At 58.6% G+C, this 22,567-nt stretch carries 17 protein-coding genes and 2 pseudogenes; 9 read left to right on the plus strand and 10 right to left on the minus strand.

The window, feature by feature from the left end; all coding sequences use genetic code 11:
- Positions 1–129 precede the first annotated feature (129 nt).
- The 3 genes from NKH93_RS21305 to NKH93_RS21315 form a co-directional block, all read right to left on the minus strand.
- On the minus strand, positions 130–327 hold the full coding sequence (locus NKH93_RS21305) for a hypothetical protein (RefSeq protein WP_352837597.1): 198 nt from the start codon (positions 325–327) through the stop codon (positions 130–132).
- Positions 328–1,115: 788 nt separating this feature from the next.
- Positions 1,116–1,325 (minus strand): DUF1612 domain-containing protein, encoded by a 210-nt coding sequence (locus NKH93_RS21310; RefSeq protein WP_352971957.1) that lies wholly within the window; start codon positions 1,323–1,325, stop codon positions 1,116–1,118.
- Positions 1,285–1,434, minus strand: coding sequence for a DUF1612 domain-containing protein (locus tag NKH93_RS21315; protein WP_352971867.1), 150 nt, complete (start codon positions 1,432–1,434; stop codon positions 1,285–1,287). Before NKH93_RS21315 ends, NKH93_RS21310 begins: the two co-directional genes overlap by 41 nt.
- Here NKH93_RS21315 and NKH93_RS21320 point away from each other — a divergent pair.
- From NKH93_RS21320 to NKH93_RS21350, 7 genes and pseudogenes are all read left to right on the plus strand, one after another.
- Positions 1,409–2,194, plus strand: coding sequence for a hypothetical protein (locus NKH93_RS21320; RefSeq protein ID WP_352971870.1), 786 nt, complete (start codon positions 1,409–1,411; stop codon positions 2,192–2,194). The genes NKH93_RS21315 and NKH93_RS21320 overlap by 26 nt on opposite strands.
- Positions 2,187–2,870, plus strand: coding sequence for an RES family NAD+ phosphorylase (locus tag NKH93_RS21325; RefSeq protein ID WP_352971873.1), 684 nt, complete (start codon positions 2,187–2,189; stop codon positions 2,868–2,870). The genes NKH93_RS21320 and NKH93_RS21325 overlap by 8 nt, the downstream gene beginning before the upstream one ends.
- A gap of 69 nt (positions 2,871–2,939) precedes the next feature.
- Positions 2,940–3,761, plus strand: a pseudogene (locus NKH93_RS21330) (site-specific integrase); the annotation flags it as partial.
- A gap of 86 nt (positions 3,762–3,847) precedes the next feature.
- Positions 3,848–4,060: a recombinase family protein gene (locus tag NKH93_RS21335; protein ID WP_352971876.1), complete on the plus strand. Its 213-nt coding sequence runs from the start codon at positions 3,848–3,850 to the stop codon at positions 4,058–4,060.
- Between the two features lie 123 nt (positions 4,061–4,183).
- Positions 4,184–4,858 (plus strand): protein-L-isoaspartate(D-aspartate) O-methyltransferase, encoded by a 675-nt coding sequence (locus tag NKH93_RS21340; RefSeq protein WP_352971959.1) that lies wholly within the window; start codon positions 4,184–4,186, stop codon positions 4,856–4,858.
- Between the two features lie 685 nt (positions 4,859–5,543).
- The gene (locus NKH93_RS21345; protein ID WP_352971879.1) at positions 5,544–6,200 is read left to right on the plus strand and encodes a Crp/Fnr family transcriptional regulator; all 657 of its coding nucleotides are present in this window, start codon (positions 5,544–5,546) and stop codon (positions 6,198–6,200) included.
- Positions 6,201–6,880: 680 nt separating this feature from the next.
- Entirely contained in the window at positions 6,881–7,681 is an 801-nt protein-coding gene (locus NKH93_RS21350; RefSeq protein ID WP_502896475.1) for a LuxR C-terminal-related transcriptional regulator, read from the plus strand.
- A gap of 601 nt (positions 7,682–8,282) precedes the next feature.
- On the opposite strand, the gene NKH93_RS21355 is transcribed toward NKH93_RS21350, so the two are convergent.
- Both NKH93_RS21355 and NKH93_RS21360 read right to left on the minus strand, forming a co-directional pair.
- Positions 8,283–9,101 (minus strand): LuxR C-terminal-related transcriptional regulator, encoded by an 819-nt coding sequence (locus tag NKH93_RS21355; RefSeq protein ID WP_352971882.1) that lies wholly within the window; start codon positions 9,099–9,101, stop codon positions 8,283–8,285.
- Between the two features lie 1,230 nt (positions 9,102–10,331).
- Positions 10,332–10,614: pseudogene (locus tag NKH93_RS21360) on the minus strand (DegT/DnrJ/EryC1/StrS family aminotransferase); the annotation flags it as partial.
- Positions 10,615–10,993: 379 nt separating this feature from the next.
- On the opposite strand from NKH93_RS21360, the gene NKH93_RS21365 reads away from it, so the two are divergent.
- Together NKH93_RS21365 and NKH93_RS21370 are read left to right on the plus strand one after the other, a co-directional pair.
- Entirely contained in the window at positions 10,994–12,736 is a 1,743-nt protein-coding gene (locus NKH93_RS21365) for a right-handed parallel beta-helix repeat-containing protein (protein ID WP_352971887.1), read from the plus strand.
- 1,325 nt (positions 12,737–14,061) lie between these two features.
- A complete protein-coding gene (locus NKH93_RS21370) occupies positions 14,062–14,655 on the plus strand; it encodes a P-loop NTPase family protein (protein WP_352971890.1) in 594 nt (197 codons plus the stop codon).
- 276 nt (positions 14,656–14,931) lie between these two features.
- On the opposite strand, the gene NKH93_RS21375 is transcribed toward NKH93_RS21370, so the two are convergent.
- The 5 genes from NKH93_RS21375 to NKH93_RS21395 all read right to left on the minus strand — a co-directional run bounded on the left by NKH93_RS21375 (position 14,932) and on the right by NKH93_RS21395 (position 22,257).
- Entirely contained in the window at positions 14,932–15,933 is a 1,002-nt protein-coding gene (locus NKH93_RS21375) for a nucleotidyltransferase family protein (protein ID WP_352971893.1), read from the minus strand.
- Positions 15,930–17,090, minus strand: coding sequence for a PqqD family peptide modification chaperone (locus NKH93_RS21380; RefSeq protein ID WP_352971897.1), 1,161 nt, complete (start codon positions 17,088–17,090; stop codon positions 15,930–15,932). Before NKH93_RS21380 ends, NKH93_RS21375 begins: the two co-directional genes overlap by 4 nt.
- Before the next feature lie 428 nt (positions 17,091–17,518).
- The gene (locus NKH93_RS21385; RefSeq protein ID WP_352971900.1) at positions 17,519–18,964 is read right to left on the minus strand and encodes an undecaprenyl-phosphate glucose phosphotransferase; all 1,446 of its coding nucleotides are present in this window, start codon (positions 18,962–18,964) and stop codon (positions 17,519–17,521) included.
- A 436-nt stretch (positions 18,965–19,400) separates the two neighbouring features.
- A complete protein-coding gene (locus NKH93_RS21390; RefSeq protein WP_352971903.1) occupies positions 19,401–20,561 on the minus strand; it encodes a glycosyltransferase in 1,161 nt (386 codons plus the stop codon).
- Between the two features lie 34 nt (positions 20,562–20,595).
- On the minus strand, positions 20,596–22,257 hold the full coding sequence (locus tag NKH93_RS21395) for a GMC family oxidoreductase (protein WP_352971906.1): 1,662 nt from the start codon (positions 22,255–22,257) through the stop codon (positions 20,596–20,598).
- Positions 22,258–22,567: the final 310 nt, after the last annotated feature.

Genomic DNA, 22,567 nt, shown 5'->3' on the forward strand with positions numbered 1-22,567 from the left:
GGCGTCCGCGTGGCACATCGTGAACGTTGGAATGCTTCTGTCCAATGTTTGCTCACGCTGTGATGCCAATAGGGCAGGCTCTTGCGGCGGGGTGCCGCAAGGCCGCGACAAATGAAACGCCGGCGCAGTTCAACCCACGCGACGTCGTTCAAAGCTGGGGGGATCGATCTCCATCAAGCGGTCTGCGGCCTCGACCGCAGTTCGTATCCTGCTGCACAGCGCGAGATTTTCGGCCAGCATTTCTTCAGTGCGTTGAAGCGCGAGCTCGGTCCGGTGGATGCGCTGCCTGGCATTGGCAACTTCCGATGTCAAAATATCGACCGCCATCCCGTGGCCGTGGGGTTCCATAGTGCCCATGGGTTTCTAATACATGGGGGGCGATATCGTTCCGTGATGTCGGGCGAAACGGCGGGCCGCAGAATAGCGCTATGGGCCGAATGACCAATGCACTCCCTGTCAAAACAGCGCCAGAAACAGGCGAACGGCTTCGGCCGCTCTACCTGCCACGGGCAGAGGCGATCACGGTCCAGAGGGTCATTGATCTGTTCAGGCACGACTACAGCGCAAGCGACGACACACTCAGGCGGCTGGTGATCAAGGACCGTCATCACAATCAGACAAAGCCCGGCGCTCCGTCGAGAATAAGCGCTCCCGGTTTGGCTATGGCGCTCGCCGGCGATGATGACGCACTTGCGCGGTTGAGGCGGGACGATCGCGAGCACCCGCACAACTCGGTATTTCAAGCGGCTCGGCATCCCGCGACCCTGACCTGTTATCAAAAGTTATGGTCACGGCTACTGTCCTAAGTAGATGTCGCGGCCCGACATAACCGAGGGGGTCAGTTCTTCATTTCGTCAGGGGGTCAGTTTCTCAATTCGGGCGACAGGCGTGTCGGAGCGGCTCTTCTGCTTGAGGCCGGCTCGCGAGGAGCTATGGTCGGAATTGGGTGACGCGGCCGATCAGGCGGCGCGGTGATCCGCTGTCGCGGACTGTGCGACACCATTGGTGAATTTGACGCCGGCGATGTCTGAGCGGCTCAAGAGCAAGGCGACAGTATCGAGGTATCCGCCGCGGCGGGAGGCACGCGACGCTCGATGCGGATCTGCTGGAATGGATTATGCGGAGGCAGCTTCGAGTTGCCGCGCCGGTTCCTGGTGCGGCGCAGCATCTGTTCCCGCGCCAAACGCCGGCCGGTCATGTTCCTTTAGGCCGAGCGCGGTGGCTTCCGTAAAGGTGTCAACAAATGCCAGCAGGCGTGTGGTCCGGTCACGGTGACGCCGGCGCTCACGGCCGACAACGTGCAGCCCGCTGTTGAGCGCCAGCAGGTGGGGCCGCGGTCTTGCGGCGCTGCCGCAGCATGCGAGCGACTAGAAGGGTGCCGAGCCAGGGTTGATGCTGGAGTGGACTGATGTCTTTCCAGGCGTCCGAGAGCATCGCAGTAACACCACTTGATGAGATCGGTTATCGTGCTATATATGTAATCATCCTCACCAACCCAGCGGAGTGGAATATTATGGCACATACCAATGACACCATTGAGCTATCGGGATTTGGCGCGCTCACCGGAACTCCGAAGGAGGTTGGTGACCAACTTGATCGGCTGACCGCGGAGCAAGTCATAGCACTAACATTCGAGCATGGGAGTGAACCCGCAGTTCGCGCCCTTGCGGACACGGTCGTCAGCATCGCGCCTCTGGTCCGTACCATCCTGATGAGTCGCCAACGTGAAGCCATTAACTCAATAATCGAGGCCCTGGTCCCTCAGGTGCCGCCCCCGCAGTACATGCTTGTCGAGGCGCGGATGACGGCCGAGGCGAGAAAGGCAGTGCTGGAGAGCGGCGATTGGCTGACCGCTCCCCAAATCGCCAAAATGGCTGGGTTCAGCACAAGCAACCCAAGTGCGCAGCCACACAAGTGGAAGAAAGAAGGCCAGATCTTTGCAGTTCGGCATCGGGGCGTAGACTATTTCCCTGGGTATGCTCTGGATTCCGCCGCTGGATATCGGCCTATCAAAGCGCTCGCTAAGGTTCTGGGCGTCTTACACGAGAAAAAGGACGACTGGGGGCTCGCCTATTGGTTTGCATCGGTCAATAGCTTCCTTGGGGGCAAGCGTCCGCAAGATGTGCTCCCTGCGCAACCCGAGCGCGTTCTTGCAGCCGCCGAGGATGAGTTGGTAGGCGCACTCCATGGCTAAATCAAAGATTGGACGGGGACTTGGGACTCCAGTTCCCGTTCCATCGCACGATTTGCAGGATATCATCACCCGAACGATATGGCCGGCGGGCCAAGTTATCCATCGTATCCATTTGAATCTCTATGCCGGCGTCAAGTTCAATCCAGGCCTGAAAGGCAATGCCCGATTCAGCCCGATCAAGAATGCAAGTGGGGCCAATATCCCAACTCTGTACGGCGGCACGACCTTTGACTGTGCGGCGATGGAAACCGTCTTCCACGATGTGCCATTCGCGCCAGGCCTGAAGACCTACGACAAGGTGAAACTGGCGGATCAAGTCTATTCGCAGGTGGCGCCGCAGGGCGAATTGGTCTTGGCTGATCTGAGCGTCACAGCGCTGAGGAAACTCGGCATCAAGCGCAGCCAGATCATCGACACCGAGAAGGACCACTACCCAGCAACACGCCCCTGGGCTGAAGCCATTTACGCACAATGCCCAGATATCCAGGGCCTTTGCTGGATTTCTCGGCAGGACGACCGGGCTCTCGCCGTGATGCTGTTTGGCGATCGAATTCCCGCAAAGATGTTGGTGCAGTCCGGCGTGTCGCTCGATTTGACCGGGAATTCTGACGTCTATTCCGAATTGCTCGAACTCGCCGATCGTATCGGCGTAAAGATCGTGGGCATCAGCTTCTGATGGCGGGAACAGGACATCAGGGCAAATCGGGGGACAGCGTCAACCGTCTAATCAGAGTGTGCCGTTGCCGTCATGGCCGCGCCGAGGGCGGAGGGACTGTTGCGGGTAAAAGCCGTCCGTATGCGCCGTGCACCGTGCGCTGGCGGCTGTCGAGCTGTTCGACGCTGATTCAATGGCGCGGTTTGCGCGGAAATTTTGCAGCCCCGGGCCTGCAGAGCGCGATCAAACTGGCGGTGCGCGCCAGGCCCGTCCGCGGCCGCAAGAGCAGGAAGGCTGTGACCGCCGATATTCTGGCCGCCCTCCTGAAACATGCGCCGGCGACCGTCTCGTCGACGTCAGGGATCGCGCGATTCTCATCACCGCCTTCGCCTGCAGCGGCGGCGTCGCAGCGAAATTTCTGCTCTTCGCGTCGAACAGCTGGTCGACGAAGACCCGGTTCCGGCCGATCCCAACGCTCCCGGCGGCGATAAATTGCCGTGCCTGTCGATACGGCAATACGGCTCGGCTGCACAGAGACGACGCAAGCCGACAGCGACGCTTTCGTGCTGCTCGTCGGGCCGGCCTGTGCTGGTCTTGAAGGACTGGCTGGAACGCGCCAGGATCAGCGACCGCGTCGTGTTTGGCGGCATCGACCATTGGGACAATCTCGAAGCGCGCGTCCTGACGCCGCAGGCCGTCAATCTGATCCTGAAGCGGCGCACCGCCGAGGCCGGGCTCGATCCGCAAGCCTTCTCCGCCCACGGCTCGCGCTCCGGCAATCTCACCGAAACCGCACGTCGCGCCATTCCGCGGCCCGAAGCCTTGCAGCAGTCGCAGCATCGCTCCGTGCAGCAGGCCTCAAACTATTACAATGACGCGGAACGCACGCTCGCGCGGGCGGCGCGGATAATCCCCTCAGTCGCAATTCGATCCGACCCTTGCGGCGTTAGCTCCAGGACAATTGCTTCCGAGGCAGCCGGCCTCCCGGATCGATCACCTTGACCTGGTGCGGGAGCACCGAGGATCGGGCGACCGATGCCCAGGTCGACGAGGTCAAGGCGGCTGGCTGCCGCCTCGCCCACCAGGAGCACGGCTCCGGCGCCTCGCCCTCCCGGCCGGTGCTGGCGAAACTGATGCGCGATAGCCGCATGTGTGACACACCGCTATGGCGATATAGCGCCCAGAATCTCCAGGGTCGCCGCCAGCGATAGCCTGCCAAGACATCACCCACGCTTGCCCTGGGCACCCGTAATGGAAACGATGGCGGGCGCTACCGTGACGAACAGGATATAATGCTCACCGGCAGCAAGCTGGTTGAGGAAGGCCCCACCGTCATGAAGCCAATGAACGAACAGCACCTCGCGGTCCTACGCAGGCACATGGTCGAGATGATTGCAATCCATACCGACCTTGCAAGCGACGAACTCGGCAAGGCGGCACTCGATGAACGGGTGATGGCAGCGATGCGGCGAGTGCCGCGGCATCGCTTCGTGCCAGCCTCGGTTGCACCTTATGCCTACCAGGACATGCCGCTGCCGATCGGCTTCGATAAAACCGTCTCGCAGCCATTCATCGTCGCTCTCATGACCGATCTCCTCGCTCCCCAACCGCACGAGGCGGTGCTCGAGATCGGCACTGGCCTGGGCTATCAAACCGCAATCCTCGCGGAACTCGCCGGGCAGGTTTGGAGCGTGGAAATCATCGAGGAATTCGTAAGCCGTGCGGAGGCTCTCCTACAGGAGCTAGGCTTATCCAATCTCGCCATTCGTGTCGGAGACGGGTCTCGCGGCTGGCCCGAGCACGCCCCATTCGACAAGATCCTTGTCACGGCGGCGGCTGAGCAGACACCGCCGGCTTTTCTGAAGCAACTCAAGCCGGGGGGACGGCTGGTTCTGCCTTTGGGATCTAAAGAAGCACAGTTTCTGACTGTCATCGACAAGGATGCGGCAGGGCAGCTCGAGACCCGGAAACTCATCCCGGTTCGGTTCAGCCGGCTCGAAACCGTCTAGTGAGGTGCGACAACTGGCCCGACCGCGCTTTTCCGACCGTCAATCAGATGCCAGCCTTCCGCGTTTCTTCGCCCTTGGTGAACGCGAGAAACAACACGTCGCAGATTTTCCGAACAGGACGCCGGTTTATTCCGATGATTGCTTGCTTCAATGTCCTTTCCACCATTGCCTCCTCCTTCCGGTTGGCGCTGGGATGGCTTTGCTTTTGGTGGCACGCTTATCCGCAGCGTGGCCTGAGTTAACTGCGACATACGGCGCCAGCATGGTCTGCTGAGGAAGCGTAGTCTGGCGGCCTCGCCTGCGGGCGAATGCCCTTCCGCGGGATTTCCTCACGACCGAGGCGCAAAATGATTCCGCGACATCCGTCATTATGCACGACGACACGCGCGTCGAGGAGGCCCGCCATACGGCCCTCGATACCACACTTCTGCAGGCCTTGGCGTGGATCGCCTCGCTCGAGCGGGGAGACTTAGCCACCTGATGTTTGCAACACCTTGATCTAAACGCAGTTTACCTCATTCAAACAGACGAGGACATTAGGCCACCCATCCCCTAGGGTAAGAGGTCGTTCGGTCGACTTTATCCAGGAGAAACTATTGTAAGTCGTGTGGAAATAAAATCAAACTCGCGATTCTTCATGCAGACACTATTGGAGTTCATGTGCTCGCATCCCATAGGGGGAACGTTGTCGAAGGACGAGTGGGGGAACAACGATTTTCTCGGTGTTACCGCAAAAACCTATAAACCCCATTCGGTGATATGCCGCCAGGAAGACGACAACGGTGAGATATTCATTGTAAAATCGGGTTGGGCCATACTTTATCACGCACTGCCAGACGGAGAGCGGCAGATCATAGACACTCCCCTCAAGGGGGACGTTGTCGGTTTCCGTGGTTTGGACGGACCCCGTCTTGCGTCGCTGGCGTCCATAACCGAACTAGCTGTTTATGAAATTTCCAGTAAGGAACTGGTCGAGGCCATCCTGTCGGACGGCCGAATCGGGAAGAAGATCGCCTGCTCGGTGGCGCGCCTGAACGCCATCCTTGCCGAACATCTGATAAATTCCGGGCGGCGGAACGCGATGAGGCGTACCGCCCATTTCCTGCTCGAATTGGAAGAGAGGCTCGCCATGGTTGAGCTGTCGGTCCATGGAAGATATGAGTGTCCTCTTGCCCAGCATGAACTGGCCGACATTCTCGGAATGACCACAGTTCACATCAACCGAACGTTAAGGGAGCTCCGCAAGGCCGATCTCGTCTCTTTCAAGTCAGGCCATGTAGAGGTGATCAACCGCAAGAAGCTGGTCGAAACAGCCGGATTCGACAGCGAGTATCTCAGGTAGCGGCTATCTCTCTTTGAACGCCAGCGCATGGACGCCAAAATGAAAACGGTCGTTCCGTCGCCGGAACAGTTCGAGACGACATTTACGGAGGGCTGGTCGTGCGCGGGACGGCTGACGTCTCGACGACAGCGGTATCCGGCTCGAGGCGCTCGACGGTTGGCCGAGCGGAACGCAACCCGTTCGTGCTGACCAAGTGTGACAAGGGAGATCATCATGGCGGCGCCAACTCGGCCTACCGCGCGAGTGCGGCGTGCTGCCGAATTTATGCGCAGAGGCCGCTTACCAAGGCGTGCTCGAATTAAAGTGGGGAGCCAATGCTGTCAGCACTGTCCCCCGACAGTGGCAACGGCACTTTCGGCGGTTCTGGTCTGCCGATGAAATGTCGGAGGCACCCGCTGATCCACATTCGGCTCTCTGCTGGGCTGAAGATGGCTGGGTGTCCAATGCATGCGCCTTTCGCACAGAGTCCAGCCCTTTGGGTCCAGCTTGGCATCGGTTCCCTGAAAATTACCAAAAAAACAATCTATGTTAGAGACTGCTTATAAATAACCCCTACACTTACCCGCGCTGGGTATCGCTAGGGGGGTTGGGGAACTGAAAACGACGCAAATGGGGTAATCGAGTCTCGACCCTTCAAAACGCGCAGTACCAAACTTTCACTGCAAGAGAATGCGGAAAACATGTCGGCCAGCGCAAGACGGCTTGCGTGGGAAAGAGGGAGTATTGACTTGGGTGCCACGGCAGGACTGCACAATCATAATTCGGCCCATCAGTCAGAAGTTCCGTCCGGCGGACCGGGAATCGTCCAAGCGCAGACAGGCAGGGAATGCCTCCTCATCTTGGACGGAAGGGCTCTGGACCGCGAGTGTCTCGCATCGGCTCTCGTGGAGCACGAACTCGGCATGGATGTCGCCGCCTTGGGGTCCATCGAGGAATGGCGCGTCAGAAAGAGATCGGGCCCTCCCCTTGCGGCCATACTCTTCAACCTTGGCAGTCGGAAGGTCACCGATCGTGGCATCGCTGACGAGATCAGGCATATTTCGTGCGAGTTCAAATCAGTCCCTGTGGTCGTCCTGGCCGACACCGAAGACCTTGCCCAGATACTGACCGCTCTCGAATGCGGTGCACGCGGTTACATTCCGACCTCTGTTGCAATCAACGTCTGCGTCGAGGCTATCAACCTTGCGGCAGCGGGAGGCATCTTCGTGCCGGCGAGCAGTGTCCTTGCTATGCGGCACCTGATAGATTCGGGCAGCCGCGACACGCAGCCTTTGGCAGGCATGTTCACGCTTAGGCAGGCCGAGGTTGCGCAAGCGCTCCGGCGCGGCAAGGCGAACAAGTTGATCGCCCACGAACTGAATTTACGCGAAAGCACGGTGAAGGTCCACATCCGCAATATCATGAAGAAACTAAAGGCGACCAACCGCACGGAAGTCGCCTGCAAGGTCAACGATATTCTCGCAGAAGGAAACTCTGGCTGAGGAGTGAGCCCAAGCGTTACTTCCCAACTTGCGTGAGTCCTGCGGCCGCATTCTACTGCTGAAAGTCCAAGGGCGGAATCGGCAGTTGAACTGCTGTCTAGCCAGACCTCGACCGTATCGAAAATCTGTGCTGGCCGCTCAGCAGCCCGAATCCCGTTTCGAGGAACCATTGCCTTGGTGGAGTAGGCTTCCCCGTCGATCTGGGTAAGGACCGCCACCGGTTGGTCGCATTTTCAAAACCAGGAGGCCGCATTCTCCGCCTTCAACCGTTCCTATTCGGGTTTCGCTGAACGACAAACCAGAAACAGTTTTTGTTTGGGCCATTTAATGAAAAATCTCCTCGAATTCAAAATGGCAGTAAAGATCCGTCATTCTTATGATGTCACGCAGAGAGTTTAAACTGTTTGAGGCGATCCAATCCGGGATTCACCGCTGTTGAGCCAGAGAGGACAACGGGTAAAAAACAACCGGATCTAAGTGATACGCCCCTGTGATGAGGTTTCCACCGCTTCTTCGGCCATCGCCCGGAATGATTTGAGCCCATGCGTTCTTGATCGGGAACGAGGCTTCGGCACCAGCCAGAACGAAGATCTGTCGCAGGTCACATAGGAGGACGATTGTCGAAAACGAGGTATGCATTTTTTGCTTCGAGTAGATCATGCCGATGGCGAGATTCCTGAGGTACCACCGTATCGTTCCCCGGCGCGCCGTTCCCAGACGGTGGAGTAACCATACCATGATTCATCGCCCAAACTGCAGCCTGTGTTCGGTTGCGGACTCGAATCTTTCTAAGTATGGCTTTGACGTGTACCTTCACCGTAGCTTCGGCAATGTTGATTTCGCGCGCGATGGCTTTGTTCGAATCCCCTTGGATCAAACGGCGCAAAATACAGTTCTCGCGATTCGACAAAATTACAAGTTCTTGATCTCTACTATCCACTTTACTTTCTAGCTCTGGTAACTCATAAGCTATCGGTTCATCTTTCGAATCTTGCCTTATATCTTGAATAATCATCGAAGTTTCCGCAGGTAGTACCGTTTGCCCAAGCATAACCAGTTCGAGGGCTTTGATGAAGGTGTCGTAAGCAGCGATCTTTGTCAGATACCCGTCAGCCCCCGCATGAAAGGCTGAGACTATATCGGTCGTGCGACAGTGATCAGCTAGCGCAACGACATGGCTGGCTGGGTAAATCGCCTTAAACTCAGCAATCTGCGCGAATTCAGCTTCCGCATCAGCACCGCCGATGTCTATGATTAGCAAGATCGACCGGTGATGCGGAAGCGGCTTTTGGAGAAGATCGTTAACAGAACCCGTAGAGAAAAGAACACGAAAATCTTCTTCATTCAGGATTCGACTAACACCTTCTCGAAGTAACTCGCTTGGCCCGACAAGCACGGTTATGAAAGATTGCCTTGTCATTGTCGATTCTCACCCGGCGCGATTGGGATACACGCGTCGATTAGGTGCTCCACGCGCCAACCGCACAGTTTTCTTTTTTAACCTTACGCCAGGAAAACCGTACACCAAAATACCCTCTTTAGGCGTAGGGCAGCATCATCGAGGCGTATCCGAATCTTCAACCTGGGGCTTTTGGTCAAGAACCCGAGCTCGTGGTTTCATCGACTCAGCCTATCGTAGCAAAGGATTGCGCGGCCGCGAGGATTACCGGGCTTGGTTTCCCGCGCGCCGATGAAAGGAACACATGAGACGGCCCGTTCCGCTATGGCTACCTCGATATGGTTGCCAAGGTTGAGAGCTTGGTCGATTCGCATCTTAATTCATCTGACGCGTCAAGCCGTGCATCAGGTCGTCCACATAGCAGAATGACGGCGCAGAACCACGGCGAACCACGGCGCCGGGGATCCTGGAATGGACCAGTTGCACCTAAAGTCGTGCATTCCGGTTGCCGGGATCGCCGAGGCAGGAACCATCGAAGCGGCAAGCGACGGTCTCCGATTCTCGGTCGTGACGACTACCCGGGGCTGGTCTTGGAGCGGGTGGCCAAATATGGTTACGAGGCTCTCTTACCGGCGAGCGACTTACACAAGGCGACGTTGTCGGACTAATGGATTCCGTCCGCCTTGAAGCGGGCCCTGGCTCGCGCGTGTGAGGCTGAGGATGCGGCAGAGGCAATCGTCATCGGTGGCGACTGCTTGCCGTGCAGGCAGTCGCATTGCGCTCGCGCTTTTCAATTCCGATCATCGAGCCTGTACCAATTGCTGTCAGACTGGCGGCAGCACGCCGCGCGGGCGCATATCAAAACTGTCGCCCAGACGGCACGGTCTCGCACATTTTGCTGCGCCAAGAACCACATTGCGACAGCGGCTCACCGGGCCCGCAGGTCCTCCGGAGTTGGAAAAGGAGCTTGTTCCTCGCGGCGCAGCAATGATTGAGGATCTCGTCGTAGTCCTTGAATATACATTGGAGAGCCCCTTGTCATGAATTGCCGCGGGGTTCGACTGGGTTCAGTTCCAGTGAGCGCGCGGCACGAACATCAGAGTGATGTTGTCCGGCCGCGTCACTTAGATCCGGCCTGATCAGGATCAGCACCGAATGCGCGCCGTCGTCGGCGCTCCGACTGATCTCGGCGAGCTGCTCCCGCATCGCCTCGGTATCGCAACAGGCAAACGCCGCGCCCTTCCGGAGGCAGACGGGCCGCTGGTCGAACCAGTGGGGGAATTTCACACAGTAGCTTTGCCAATTGCTGCGAGTCCAGCAAGGCTCGGTAGGTGTCTCCAGTTCGGCGATGTCGCGAAGGCGCTCACCGAATTGCGCCGCAAGCTGCCGCCGCGTGACGAGTGCGGGAAGCCGTTGCAGTTGCTCACGCCGATGGCAGCGTGCAGGTCGGTCAGTCGGTAGTTGTAGCCGATTCAGGATAGCCCTCGTAGATCACCTGTTTCGAGCTGTGCCGGACCGTGTCGGTAACGTTCATGCGTGCATGACCTTGTCTCCTGTCCTCGGGGGTAAGTTCACGCGTGATCCGACATACTCGACGACGTTTGCAACTCGACGTAGGCGCAAGCTTGAGCGCAAGGCCAATCGCCCGGGAGAGTCTCAGTATAGCCTTATCAACGCCGTATTATGGTCATGAACGTTAGCATTATATCCCCACATGAAATTTCTGGTTGTATTGTCAGAATTTCGTTAAGACGATAGATTGTCGTTTTATTGTCCGTTAGTGTCTTTGGAGATACTTTAGAGATTACTATTTAACTGGAGAAACACATGAGATCGATGAGTCGCGACAAGGAAATACTGGGGACACACTCGGAAAGGTTGAACAACTTACGCGCGACGACGGAGGCAGCCGAGTGACGACCGAAGCTCCCATTTCCACCACTTCCGCATCGACGGCAACGACGCAGCCGGCGCAGGGTCTTACCTACACCACCACACCGATCCAATCGCAGTATGATGGCCAGGTGATTGAAAATCTTGACATCTACGTCACCAACGGGGACGCGGTCACGATTACGCACGACAATGTCATCCTGCGCAATTGTCTTATTCATCACGTCGACGGTGACGGGGTGGTGGTATCGGGCGCAAACGGCGTCACAATCGAGAACACCGAAGTCATCAACGCCGACCCGCCGGCGGGAATCGACCCCGAGACGAGCCCGAACATCAACAACATCAACGCAGAAAACGCCTCGAACTTGACCGTTCATAACACCACAGTGCGGGAAGGCTCGACTGGCATCTATCTCGTGAACTCGCCCGGCGCGAGTCTTTCACACGTCGATGGCTACGACTTCCATGGCCCAATGCCGCGCGGTCAGTTCGTCCAGTTCAACAACTCGGGCAATAGTTCGCTAACCGACTTCTATGCCGTAAACGACGCCGGCAGTTCGCATCCGGAGGACATCGTCTCGGTATATGGCAGCCCGAATACGACGATCTCAAATGGGGTGATCGACGGTAACAACTCTCAGACCGGAGTGGCCGTCATGTTCGAGAACGGATCGACCGGCGGCAGGGTGGATCACGTTGACGCCATCCATCAGGGCAATGGCGCGTTCTCTTCCTACGCGAGCGATGTGACCTTCGATCACACGAGGTCGTTCGACGGTATCGATGAGGATCAAGGCCGCGGGCTTCCCTCGTCGAATGGACTGATCTGGAATGTAAGCTCCGGTGGGGTCAGCATCCTGAACTCGAGCTACACCAACCCTGGCAATCCCAACAACATCATTTGGGACGCGTCAAAGGCGGTCGTGGCCGACGTGCACGAGGATCCCACGGCGACCCCAGTGGCACACGTCGATAACCAGTTCACCTGGGACTACGCAGCGGATAGCTCGACCGGCACTGTCACGGACGCGAGCGTCACTTCCTCAATCACTGGCTCGACCGGGACCGACACTGGATCTGGAACCGGGACTGTCCCTCCTTCCGGCGACACCAGCGATGGGACCTTGTACGGCACCAGCGGCGCCGATGTATTGCATGGAACCAGCGGCCACACGATGATCGGCTATGGCGGCAACGACACCTACTATGTCGACAATGCCAACGAGAAGGTGGTTGAGGCAGTGGGCGGCGGCAACGACAGTGTGATCGCCTCGGTGAGCTATGCGCTTTCGGCCGGCTCGGAAATCGAGCATCTCGCCACCAACAACCCGTCCGGCACGAAGACGATGAGCCTCACCGGCAACGAGTTCGCCCAGACGATCGAGGGCAATGCCGGCAACAATGTCATCAACGGCGGGCTTGGCGCCGACGTCTTGACCGGTCACGGCGGCCACGATGCCTTCTCGTTCAATACTGCTCTTGGAGCCGGCAATGTCGACAAGATCACCGACTTCAAGCGCTCCCTGGACACGTTCCATCTCAGCGATACCGTTTTTGCCGGGCTTCAGCCGGGAGGGCTTCCATCCAAAGCTTTCTTTGTTGGTGCAGCCGCGCATGACAGTTCCGATCATATCATCTACAACAGTGAAACTGGGGCGCTCTCGTTCGACAGTGACGGGGCCGGCGGCGCATCTCAAACACAGTTCGCCACCCTTTCTCCACATCTGTCGCTCACCGCAGCCTCGTTTTTTGTGACCTGAAGGACTACGCGGGGAACTAACATCCCGCGAGGGCTGCCCTGGCAAATAAGGACTGGATCACAGTACCTCAAAAGCCATGATCCCGAACCGAAGGTCAGCGTACCAAAAAGGGGAGCCCGGTTTCGGAGAAGATCCACGCTCAATGGAGTTCCATCCCGATGTCATCGGGATGGAACGGACTCGAGTTGTGAGCTTTCGGTTGTAGTCGATGCGGACCGAACCGAGGAGACTGGAGTTACCGACTTTCAGCACTAACCGGAGATACTAAATTAATATCACAAGCATGCCCGGCTGACGCCGTGAACTGGCTCTTTCGGTCATCGAGCGACGTCTTTCCTAAGCCTTGCGGCGCAGGCCTATGCTGTTCGAAGCAAACTGGCCTGTGATGCTGGTCGATGGCGTCGATGTGCCGGTGGTCGACCCAACCTGGCTTCGACGTGAGATCGGCGTTCTTGCAAGAGAAACGTGCTCTTCAACCGATCCATTCGCGAGAACATCGCGCTCGCCGATCCGACTATGCCATGAAGCGGGCATCGCTCGCCGGCGTTCAGATTTCATCCTGGAGCTGCCCGAGGGCTATGACGTGTCGACTGCGTCATTGCCGGCGCCTGGGTCGCTGACGTCGTAATGCGCGACATGGCTTCTCGTCGAACGGATACTCTGATCCTTGAGGCAGCGAACGCCTCGGCACTGAGACAAGTTCGTGCAATTCCGAGGTTATTCAGGCGGGCATTACGATCCGGTCGGATCACTAAAGGCCCAGACCTGCGTAGCGGGTCGGGAACAGCTCTATCGTCACTGCGAGGAGCCGCCGATTCCGCATATGCGCTGCGGCAAGCTTTATAGATAGTCGCAGGAGACCGGTGCTTGCTTCTCTCCAGTCAAACGCGTCCGCTTGCGGTGCGGGAGCACCCGTCTGTCGGCCAATTAACCTCCTGGCCGGCTGTTTCGCCTCCTGACCAGCAGGAAGGCAGATGCGCGCGCATCCAGAGCCCGTAGCCCCGCCTTTTCCACGCCGGCCTACCCGATCGTACTTCGGCTCTCGTCGACATCTTGCGCCATCGCGAGCCGTTCGTAGTTCGTAGCACGCCGTCAGGCCGCTTTGGGAACGGCCGCACGGTAGCGGGCGGCGGCTCGGGATGGAGCCCGCTATCCGGCCATGGTGCACCGGTATCCGCTGTCCGCGCGCAGCGCCCATGCGCGCCTGGAGCGCATATTCCAGGAGAACCGCCCATTGCCGGACTCGTGCGTCTGCCTGACGTCCGGGGTACGGTTTCCGTCGAGAACCTTTTCGTCCTCGCCCCGGCACGAACACGCCGGTCGTCATGGGCGCGACGTTCACCCTGAAGACTTCGCTTGTGGGTGCATGGCCGCCGGCGCAAGGGTGCGTGCGACTCGATGGCGACGATCTGCGCCATTATGGTCCGGACCAACTCGGCACCGCGCTCCAGGATATCGAGCTGTTCTCCGGTTGCGTGCGCGACAACATTGCGCGCTTCCGAGCGGACGCGGCCCGATGCGCAGGTGACCGAGGCGGCAACACACGCCTCTGTGCACGAAATGATCCAGCGCCTCCCCAACGGGTATATGACCAACCTCGGGAGGATGGAGTCGGACCGTCGGGTGGACAGCGGCAGCGGTCCGTCTCGCGCGCCCTGTTTGGCAAGCCGAGCTTCGTCGTGCTCGATGAGCCTGATTCCAATTTGGACAGCGATGGCAATCGAGCACAGATCGATCCGGGCCGTCGAAGGGTTGCGGAGCGACGGAAAGACTGTTGTGATCTGACCCAGGCCGAACCCCTGTCGGCGGTAGATCGAGTGATCATCCAGCAGGAAGGCGTCTATTCGGACTACGCGTCATCTATGGTCGGCCAGGAGGACCCCCATGTCCGGGATGTGCGCCATGCGATGCGGCAATAGCTTGCGAGTTCAAGCTCGTCCCAAGCAACAGAGCAATGGATGGAGGTGTTACAATAGCAAAACGCCCGGCATTCTTTAGAAATTCACGACGCGCCTGTTCTTCTGGGATACGTTTGTCTGTCTTTACTTTGGAAGATTTCCTGTTTTTCATCGAAGTGTCCTCCAATATTGTGAATAACAACTCTAAACTAGCATGACATCTAACGCCATAACGTGACATATGGGTCTCATGAAGACAAGTCGCTACCAAGATACACTTGAGGAAATTAAGTATTACTACACTTTTGACCCGAGATCGCCGTCAAGGAGGATGCTCGTGGCGCGGCGTCCAAAGTCGATGAGACTTCGTCGGCCCAAGCCATCGCCATGTAGGAGTCGCCCCATACCCCACAGCGAATTGCCGACCAGGCGCAATGGAACGCCGAGGACGGGATGGTACAAGGGGAAGACGCGCCGCCAGTGTTGAAAGCGAACCAAGGGACGCCGCACATATTGCGCCGGTGCTCTGACGCCAAAGAAGTGACTCAAGGCCAAGAGTTGAGTGTCGAACGCATTCCGCGCGTTCTGATCGGGCAAGGATGTTCGGAGCACCGCCCAATCCAGCTTATGCTGTTCCACCAGCCGTACCAGATCATAAAGGTGGCGAAAGTCGGTCCTTCCGCGCCAGTAGTCCGCCTCCTTGATGAGATCATGCATGATCCAGTGGAGGGCCCTCGACTGTGGGGCGGGGATTTTCGCCCTAAGGCCGTGACGGCGGGCAAGCCTCGGGGGCTCGCGGTCAATCTCCCGGTACGGCCGGAGCTCCAGGAGACCGACATCTTGCGGGCGCGCCATGCCACCAGCGACCGTCACTTCGGCGTAGCCAAGCTTGGCAAGACAATCCCGGGCGGCCCCTTCTTTGGTCGTTTCGACAGCCAAGTCGAGATCGCTCATGATTCTGTCGGGAACCCTGCCGCTCGACGAAAGAAACAAGGGAACGGCCCCTTTGAGCAGGACCGGAACGACGCTCCCCTGATTGAGGGCAGCAACGGCTTCATTCAGCTGCCTGCGCAAGCGCAAATTGCGTTCCCGGTTGCAGCCGTAAATGAACTGAAGATACTGGCCCACCTCTTGGGGGAGCCGGTCAAGCTGGCCCGTGTCCGCCAGAGTGGCGAACAAGACGGGCGTAAGCAGAGTGTGGTTGGCGAGTGCAATCACCGCCAGCCAGTCGGCCGTTACCACCAGGCGCCCGTTAAGTCCCGCGATCAGGGCCTCGAACGCATCCCTGGTGGGCTTCATCGGCACGCCGCCTTCAGCAGTTCCAACCCGTCACCCAATTTGGCATAGGTCAGGCAGAAGCCCTCTGCCGATCGGATGACTTGGCAAAGAACGTCGAACGCAGTGCTACTTAGCTCTTTATTCCGCGCAAAGGCGCCGTTCAGCAAGCCTCCCAAGATCTCGCTCGGGTCAATCACGCGCAGGGAAGGTTTGGCATCCTGCGTCCGACAGAGCAAGACCACCCAGCCCACAGGCCGGGGAACGGGAGGGACATGATCCCTAAGCACAAGAAAACGCACACGCCTGCGATCGGGACGCCGATAAACCCGAGACCTGCCGAGTTCGGGGAAATATTGTCCGAGAATGGACCATGATCCCGATTTGACTGAAGGCGCAAAAGCAAGGCCGATACCCTGTCCGGCCGAGTCGAGAAGTGTCACATCGTCTGCCGCGAAGCCAAACCCCGCGTGGACCAGCGCCAATGTCAGGGTCGTCTTGCCCGAGCCAGGGTTACCACAAAGGAGGAGCGTGCGGCCGTTCTTGAACAGCGCCGCCGCATGCAGGGCCAGTTCATATTCGCTGTGCCCAAGCACTTCGGCCAGCAGTTGCCCTTTGACCATAATGGGTATCTCGTCTCGGCCACAGGAATCAGTCCAGTGGCCATCCCGGAACAGGTGGATCCGCTGCCCACGCTCAACCAGATGGAATAGGACGTCGACGGCCCTGTTTCGAACCTCGAGATGCTGAAATACGGTCGCGGCCGGAAAGGCGACGGCAGCCGGATACAGTATGCGCACACACACGCCTGGAACAGCAACGACCTGGCAGATATGTTGATGAGCTGCGGTTGGGTACGGCGGTGGAGCAGGCTGGATTAGGCCGAGCCGTTCCCAGTCTTGAAGGGCAGCCTCGACATAGCCATAGGCCTCTTGGCTATCAACGCCACGGGCTGCCATCTCGCCCAAGATAGCCTGGACCGGCACGCCTTCTTCAAGCGAGCGCCAGATATCCGCCGCAGTGTCATTGAGCGCAAAGACTACCCCCTGCGTTGAACTGAGCAGGATGTTTTGCCCTTTGATGCATGCAAGCCGACCTTGGGGAACTAACCTCGCCGTAGCATACTCTGCAAGGGCAGGCCCCGCAGTTCGGTCAGTGGTTCGGGTTTGTTGCGGGCTCACAGAAGCCGTCATCCTCGTTTGTCTGGGCGTGGAGATCGTTCGATTCGAGTGGAACTCACGACCGGAGAGACACGATCTTCGTCAATCGTTCGAGTCATGGCATTCCCCCTCCGCTCCAAAGCGGTAACTTGCCAACGCGGTTGCCGTGCGGGCACCGTTGCTTGAAGTCGCAGGTTATGCATTGAGCGGTCGCTGTTTTTCGCACTGATCATCGCTTGCATTCAGTTGTTCTGTAACAGCGCCTTTTGTAGTAGAGCCGCACCTCTCATGGTGTCGAGCCTCACCCAAAGTCGTATTCAATTGATAACGTCGAAGAAGAGATTTGCTTTTTCCGAGTGGGGTGTCGCTTGGCAGTTAATCCATGGGTCGTCGCCCAGCCGCCGCTCCTTGCAAATCAATCACTTGCCACACGAATCGGCAAAGTTGGGCTAGACGGCGTTTCGCCCCGTCCAGATGCGGGGGATGGTCAGAAGCATGATCTTTATGTCGAGCCAGACCGACCAGTTGTTGACGTACCACATATCGTGTTCGACACGCTTGATCATCATGTAGACATCAGGCGTCGCGCCGCGCCAGCCATTTATTTGTGCCCAGCCGGTGACCCCCGGCTTCACCTTGTGCCGAGCCGGATAAAGAGAGATGATCTGGCTGTATTCGCTGTCATGCGCGAGCGCGTGCGGCCGTGGGCCTACCAACGACATGTCGCCCTTCAGCACGTTCCATAGCTGTGGAATCTCGTCGATACTGAACCTTCTCAATATGCGCCCAACGCGGGTGACGCGAGGATCGCCCCTGCAGGCTTGACGGACAATGGGCCCGTCCTCCAGGATCGTCATCGTTCGGAACTTGTAGATCTTGAACGTGCGGCCATTGAACCCGGCCCGACGCTGACAGAAGAGCACCGGCGCCCTGGATTCGAGCGCAATCAGCGCCGCTACAACGGCCAAAGGGGGCAGAAGAAATGGGAGGGCGACAGTGGTCAGCACAAGATCGAAGAGCCGCTTCATCAGGAGCTGGGGCGCCGTCAGGGGCGCGCTTTGCAATTCTATCGCCCTCGTCCCCCCTAGGTTGACGACAGGTCGCTTCAAGAGCGCGCTAACGACGTGGTCCGGAAGGAGTCTTACGGGTACCGCGACCACGCAAAGGTGGGCCGTGATTTTCTCAATCAGCGATATGTCAGCCCAACTGACAGCAAGGACTATCTCGTCGACCGAACGCCGACGCACATGTTCAATGAGCTTATCCATACACTCAAGGAGCGAGCTCTCGCTGGATGCAGCAGGCAATGTAATCGTTTGGCAGACCTGGCATCCGGAAGCCTCGATTGCCTGGACAACGCCGCTTGGCACGCGCACGTCCGATTGCGTTACGATCACTACTTGCGGTTTGGCAAGCATGTCCGACCTGGTCAGCGAGGCAAACAGTCGTCCGGCGCCCAGGCGCACGAAGATGATGCCGCCAAGTCCCGTCACGAAGAACAGGATGAGCGCTTGGCGCGAAAACATGTCTCCCACCTTGAGTGCAAGCGCCACAACCGACAGGCAAAGAAAGACCGCCGTCCAGATCAGCGCGACCTCCTTGATCTGAGAGGCCAGCGACCGCAGCTCGGAACTCAGATACAGGCCGCGCGCATATGCGGAAGTCGAAAAAAGGGCGGCTACAACAACACCGAGCCCGAAGTTCCGGCCGTACTCGCCGAAATGTCCGAAACTCACAAGATCATATACCATTCCCGAGGCGATGCTGAGCAGCACGACGGACATTGCCTCGAGAAGCGGAGACGACTGCAGAAGAACATTGACCTTGAGGGGCACGTTCCACCGCGGTGCGTTTGACGTGGCGCCCGCACGGGGGCCTTCATGAAGAAGTGCCATGACGTTCACCTGCGTTCGAAGCCGCATTCATCGACCAACATCGCGATGCCCCCCCTCCTCTGCTGAAAACCACCGGAGTGCCCAGCGTGACGTGGCACCCCTCGCCTGCGATCATTGCCCCTTCACGCGAAGTTCGATTGTGGTGGCTGCGGTAGCACGGGGAATGGCCAGAGAATGGCAGCGACACTGCGCGAATCCAATTCGGCATAAGCTCTAACCCCAAAGGGTAGAGCCGGCGGACACGCCGACCTTCCTTGCACGCTTCCGGCGCCTGTTAGCCTTGCGAGTACCTCGAAATGATATGCTTTCGCGCGCAGGCCTGGAGCGGCGGACACTCCGACGGAAGCGACCGGTTCGAAACTGCCGCCCTTTCTCTTTGTTCGGGCACCGCTGAGCGCCGAACGCGAAACCGGGTCTCATTTTAGGGCCTGATCGTCTAGGCGAGCGCCATAGCATCGGCTGCGATCCGTCGCAGCTGGAGCTTGCGAACGTGGAGGCGTGGGAGCGACTGCATGCCGATCGTGGCTAGGATGTGATCCCAACGGTAGACCCAATCGTGCATCTCCAGGCAACGGACCGTACTTGTCCGACGCAACAATTCCGTACGGCAGGGGTTTGCGTCGAGTTCGTCAATTACGTCTGCGATATGGCTCGAGTCTGGCGATACCTCGATGACTGCGTCTGGCCAGTCGAAGTGCGCGCCGAATTCGGCGCATTGCGGCGCGGTCCCAAGCATGACGGCGCCCCCCGCGGCCCCTTCGAAAAGACGGGCAGGCAGCACCTGCTCGCCGGCAACCGTAACGGCCTTCGAGTTTGCAAGCGTCGCTGGACTGAAAGCCATGAAATAGCGCGTGCGCCTGATGATATTGGCGAGCAGCAAACGATGCTCATGCCACGCCTTCACCCGGGAATCTGTGCTTGCGAGCGTGTCGTAGAGATAGAAGAGGTCCCGCTCTTCGGCTAGCTTCAGAAGCTGTCCGTGTATCTTCGCGGCTCGGTTGCCGATCGAGTATACGTCGATCACGCGTTTGACCGGCGATAGGTACGGCGTTGCAATGAGGCCGTCGACACCCGTGGCAAGAAAGGAACAGGGCGTGCGGGTGTATTGGCGCAGGCGAGGTATGCACGCGCTATGCAACAGGAACACGTGGTCGAACTGGTCTAGGAGCTTCAGATATCGGCGGTCCTCTTCGAGAGTGCTCGACCAGAGCTCGAACAGATACGCGACAGCAACCTTGCATCGCCGGCGCCAGTCGTGGATCCGAGACAATTCTACAAGGCTTTGCGGGCTCCAGGCGACGAAGAAGAAAAGGTCATAATCTTGCGTGAGCTGAACATGCTCAATGCTTGGCGCATTCATTAACCCCAGCCCTTTGCGAAACGCGTTTGTCAGTCTGTTGAAGTCACGCTGGACGTTGTGAGGGTCGTGCTTTGGCAAAATGGCGTGAAAGCGTCTCGTTAGGTAGTTGTCGATGCCAGGGGCGATCAGATCGGCATCCTCGCATTCGGCAACGATGCGGCAAAACTCATACGCCGACGCAAAGTGAGCCCGGTCCTTCGCATTGAATTCAGAGGCAACCAGTGTACGTCTCTTCAAGGAATTCTCCCGGCACTTGTCATTCGACTTTCAACTATTCGGCCGCCGCAGGTTGGCCCCGCGCATAGTGCTCCAGTGCCGGGAGGGGTTGCCGACCCAGGATCATATCTGCTGCCTTTTCCGCGATCATAAAGACAGCGGCCGAAGTGTTGGCCGAGGGAACGGAGGGCATAATGGACGCATCAACGACCCGCAGGCCCTCGAGGCCGTGGACCCGCAACTGGTCGTCCACGACAGATTCAACACTAGCGGATGGGCCCATCCGGCACGATCCGCACAAATGATAGGCTGTCAGCCCGGTTTCGCGGGCAAACTGCAGCCGGTCGGCGTCGTCCGTTGTTTTCGGGCCGGGAAGCTCTTCCGTGCAGTTGTAGCGCCTGAGCTCGGGGGCCCGAAACAGCTGCTGCACAGTCTTCATGCCGTCAATGACGACCTGTCGGTCCTGATCATCGGCGAGATAGTTGGGCTGGATCAGCGGCGCTTGAGACGGATCTGCCGAGACCGCCCGAACATGTCCGATGCTCTTCGGCCGCAACTGATAATAGCCAAGCTTGATGACCGGCAACCGCCGCGCGCCGCCGTGATCGGTATAATTGCCCAGGGCAAGGTCAAGCTGGATATCGGGGGTGGAGTGAAGATCCCGCGAGTTGACGAACCCGTAAACGAGCGACGGGCTGACGGCGAGAAAGTTCGGGCGGCCCAGCATCCATTTCGCTGCCTCGCGCAGGAGGGCGAAGCCGTGTCCGCTGACCGTTTCGATGCCCTCCACCCGGGCGATCAGGTGGACTATGTAGTGGTCCTGAACATTTGCACCGACACCGGGGGATTCGTGCACAACCGGAATTCCAAGGCCGGAGAGCATACTCGCCGCACCCACGCCTGACAGCTGCAGCAGCTTTGGTGAGTTCGCCGCGCCAGCGGAGAGGATCACCTCTCGACGGGCCTTCACACAGCTCGTGGGATGACCCGGCCCTCCTCGTCCATATCGAACGCCGATGGCACGCTTTCCCTCGAACAGGACGGCCGTGGCCTGCGCGTTCGTGCGGACGTCCAAGTTCTTCTTTCTGGCGATCGGCCGTAGGAAAGCCCGCGCTGCGCTCACGCGCCATCCGTTATCGATATAGCGCTGATAGTAGCCCACACCGGCCTGGCTTGCTGCATTGTAGTCGGGATTACGCGGGATGCCGGCATTGAGCGCGGCCTCGATGAATGCATCACATAGTGGATGTCGCCAATCGCAATCTGTAACTGGAAGCAGTCCGTCCGTCCCGCGGTAGAAGGGATCGCATGCCCCAAGCCTCCGCTCGGTTCTCTTGAAATAGGACAGCACGTCGGCGTAGCCCCAGCCTCGATTGCCCTGGTGGGCCCACTCGTCGAAGTCCGCAGCCGCGCCGCGGTTGTAGTTCATTCCGTTAATTGCGGTCGAACCGCCTAGTGTCTTGCCCTGCGACATCGGAATAGAACGGTTGGCCGTCCCCGGACTAGGCTCGGTGTCGAACTGCCAGGCATATTTCGGATTCGAGGATGTCTTGTAGAGTCCCGCCGGAATGTGCAGAAGGATGCTGCTGTCGGCCGGGCCCGCCTCGAGCAGGCAGACCATATTGGTCCCGTCAGCCGCCAGACGATTGGCCAAGACGCAACCTCCCGCCCCGGCTCCGACGATCACATAGTCAAAGACGTCCGCTTCAACCGACATCGCCTCGCGCTCCGCTTATTACCAGCTTCAGAGAATGGCAGGGAATCCGGCCGATGGCACTTTGCCCATCGGAGTTAACCCTTATGAAGGACTTTCGCGGCGGCCAGAATGGAGAGATGGTGTGCGGAGTGCTGTGCGCGCATAAGCCGCCGATGTGCATTCTTCAGGAAACCTGCGCCGCTGGCGCACAGGGGGAAAATGGGGATGCCTGACGACAACCTGACCGAAGAAGCCGCCTTGCCGACAGGTAGGGTTTATCTGCATCGCGTTGGCCACCTCGACGTCTCCGCACAAGCCGAGTCGACGTTTG

This window comes from Mesorhizobium sp. M0954, from assembly GCF_040319155.1.
Taxonomy (GTDB): domain Bacteria; phylum Pseudomonadota; class Alphaproteobacteria; order Rhizobiales; family Rhizobiaceae; genus Mesorhizobium.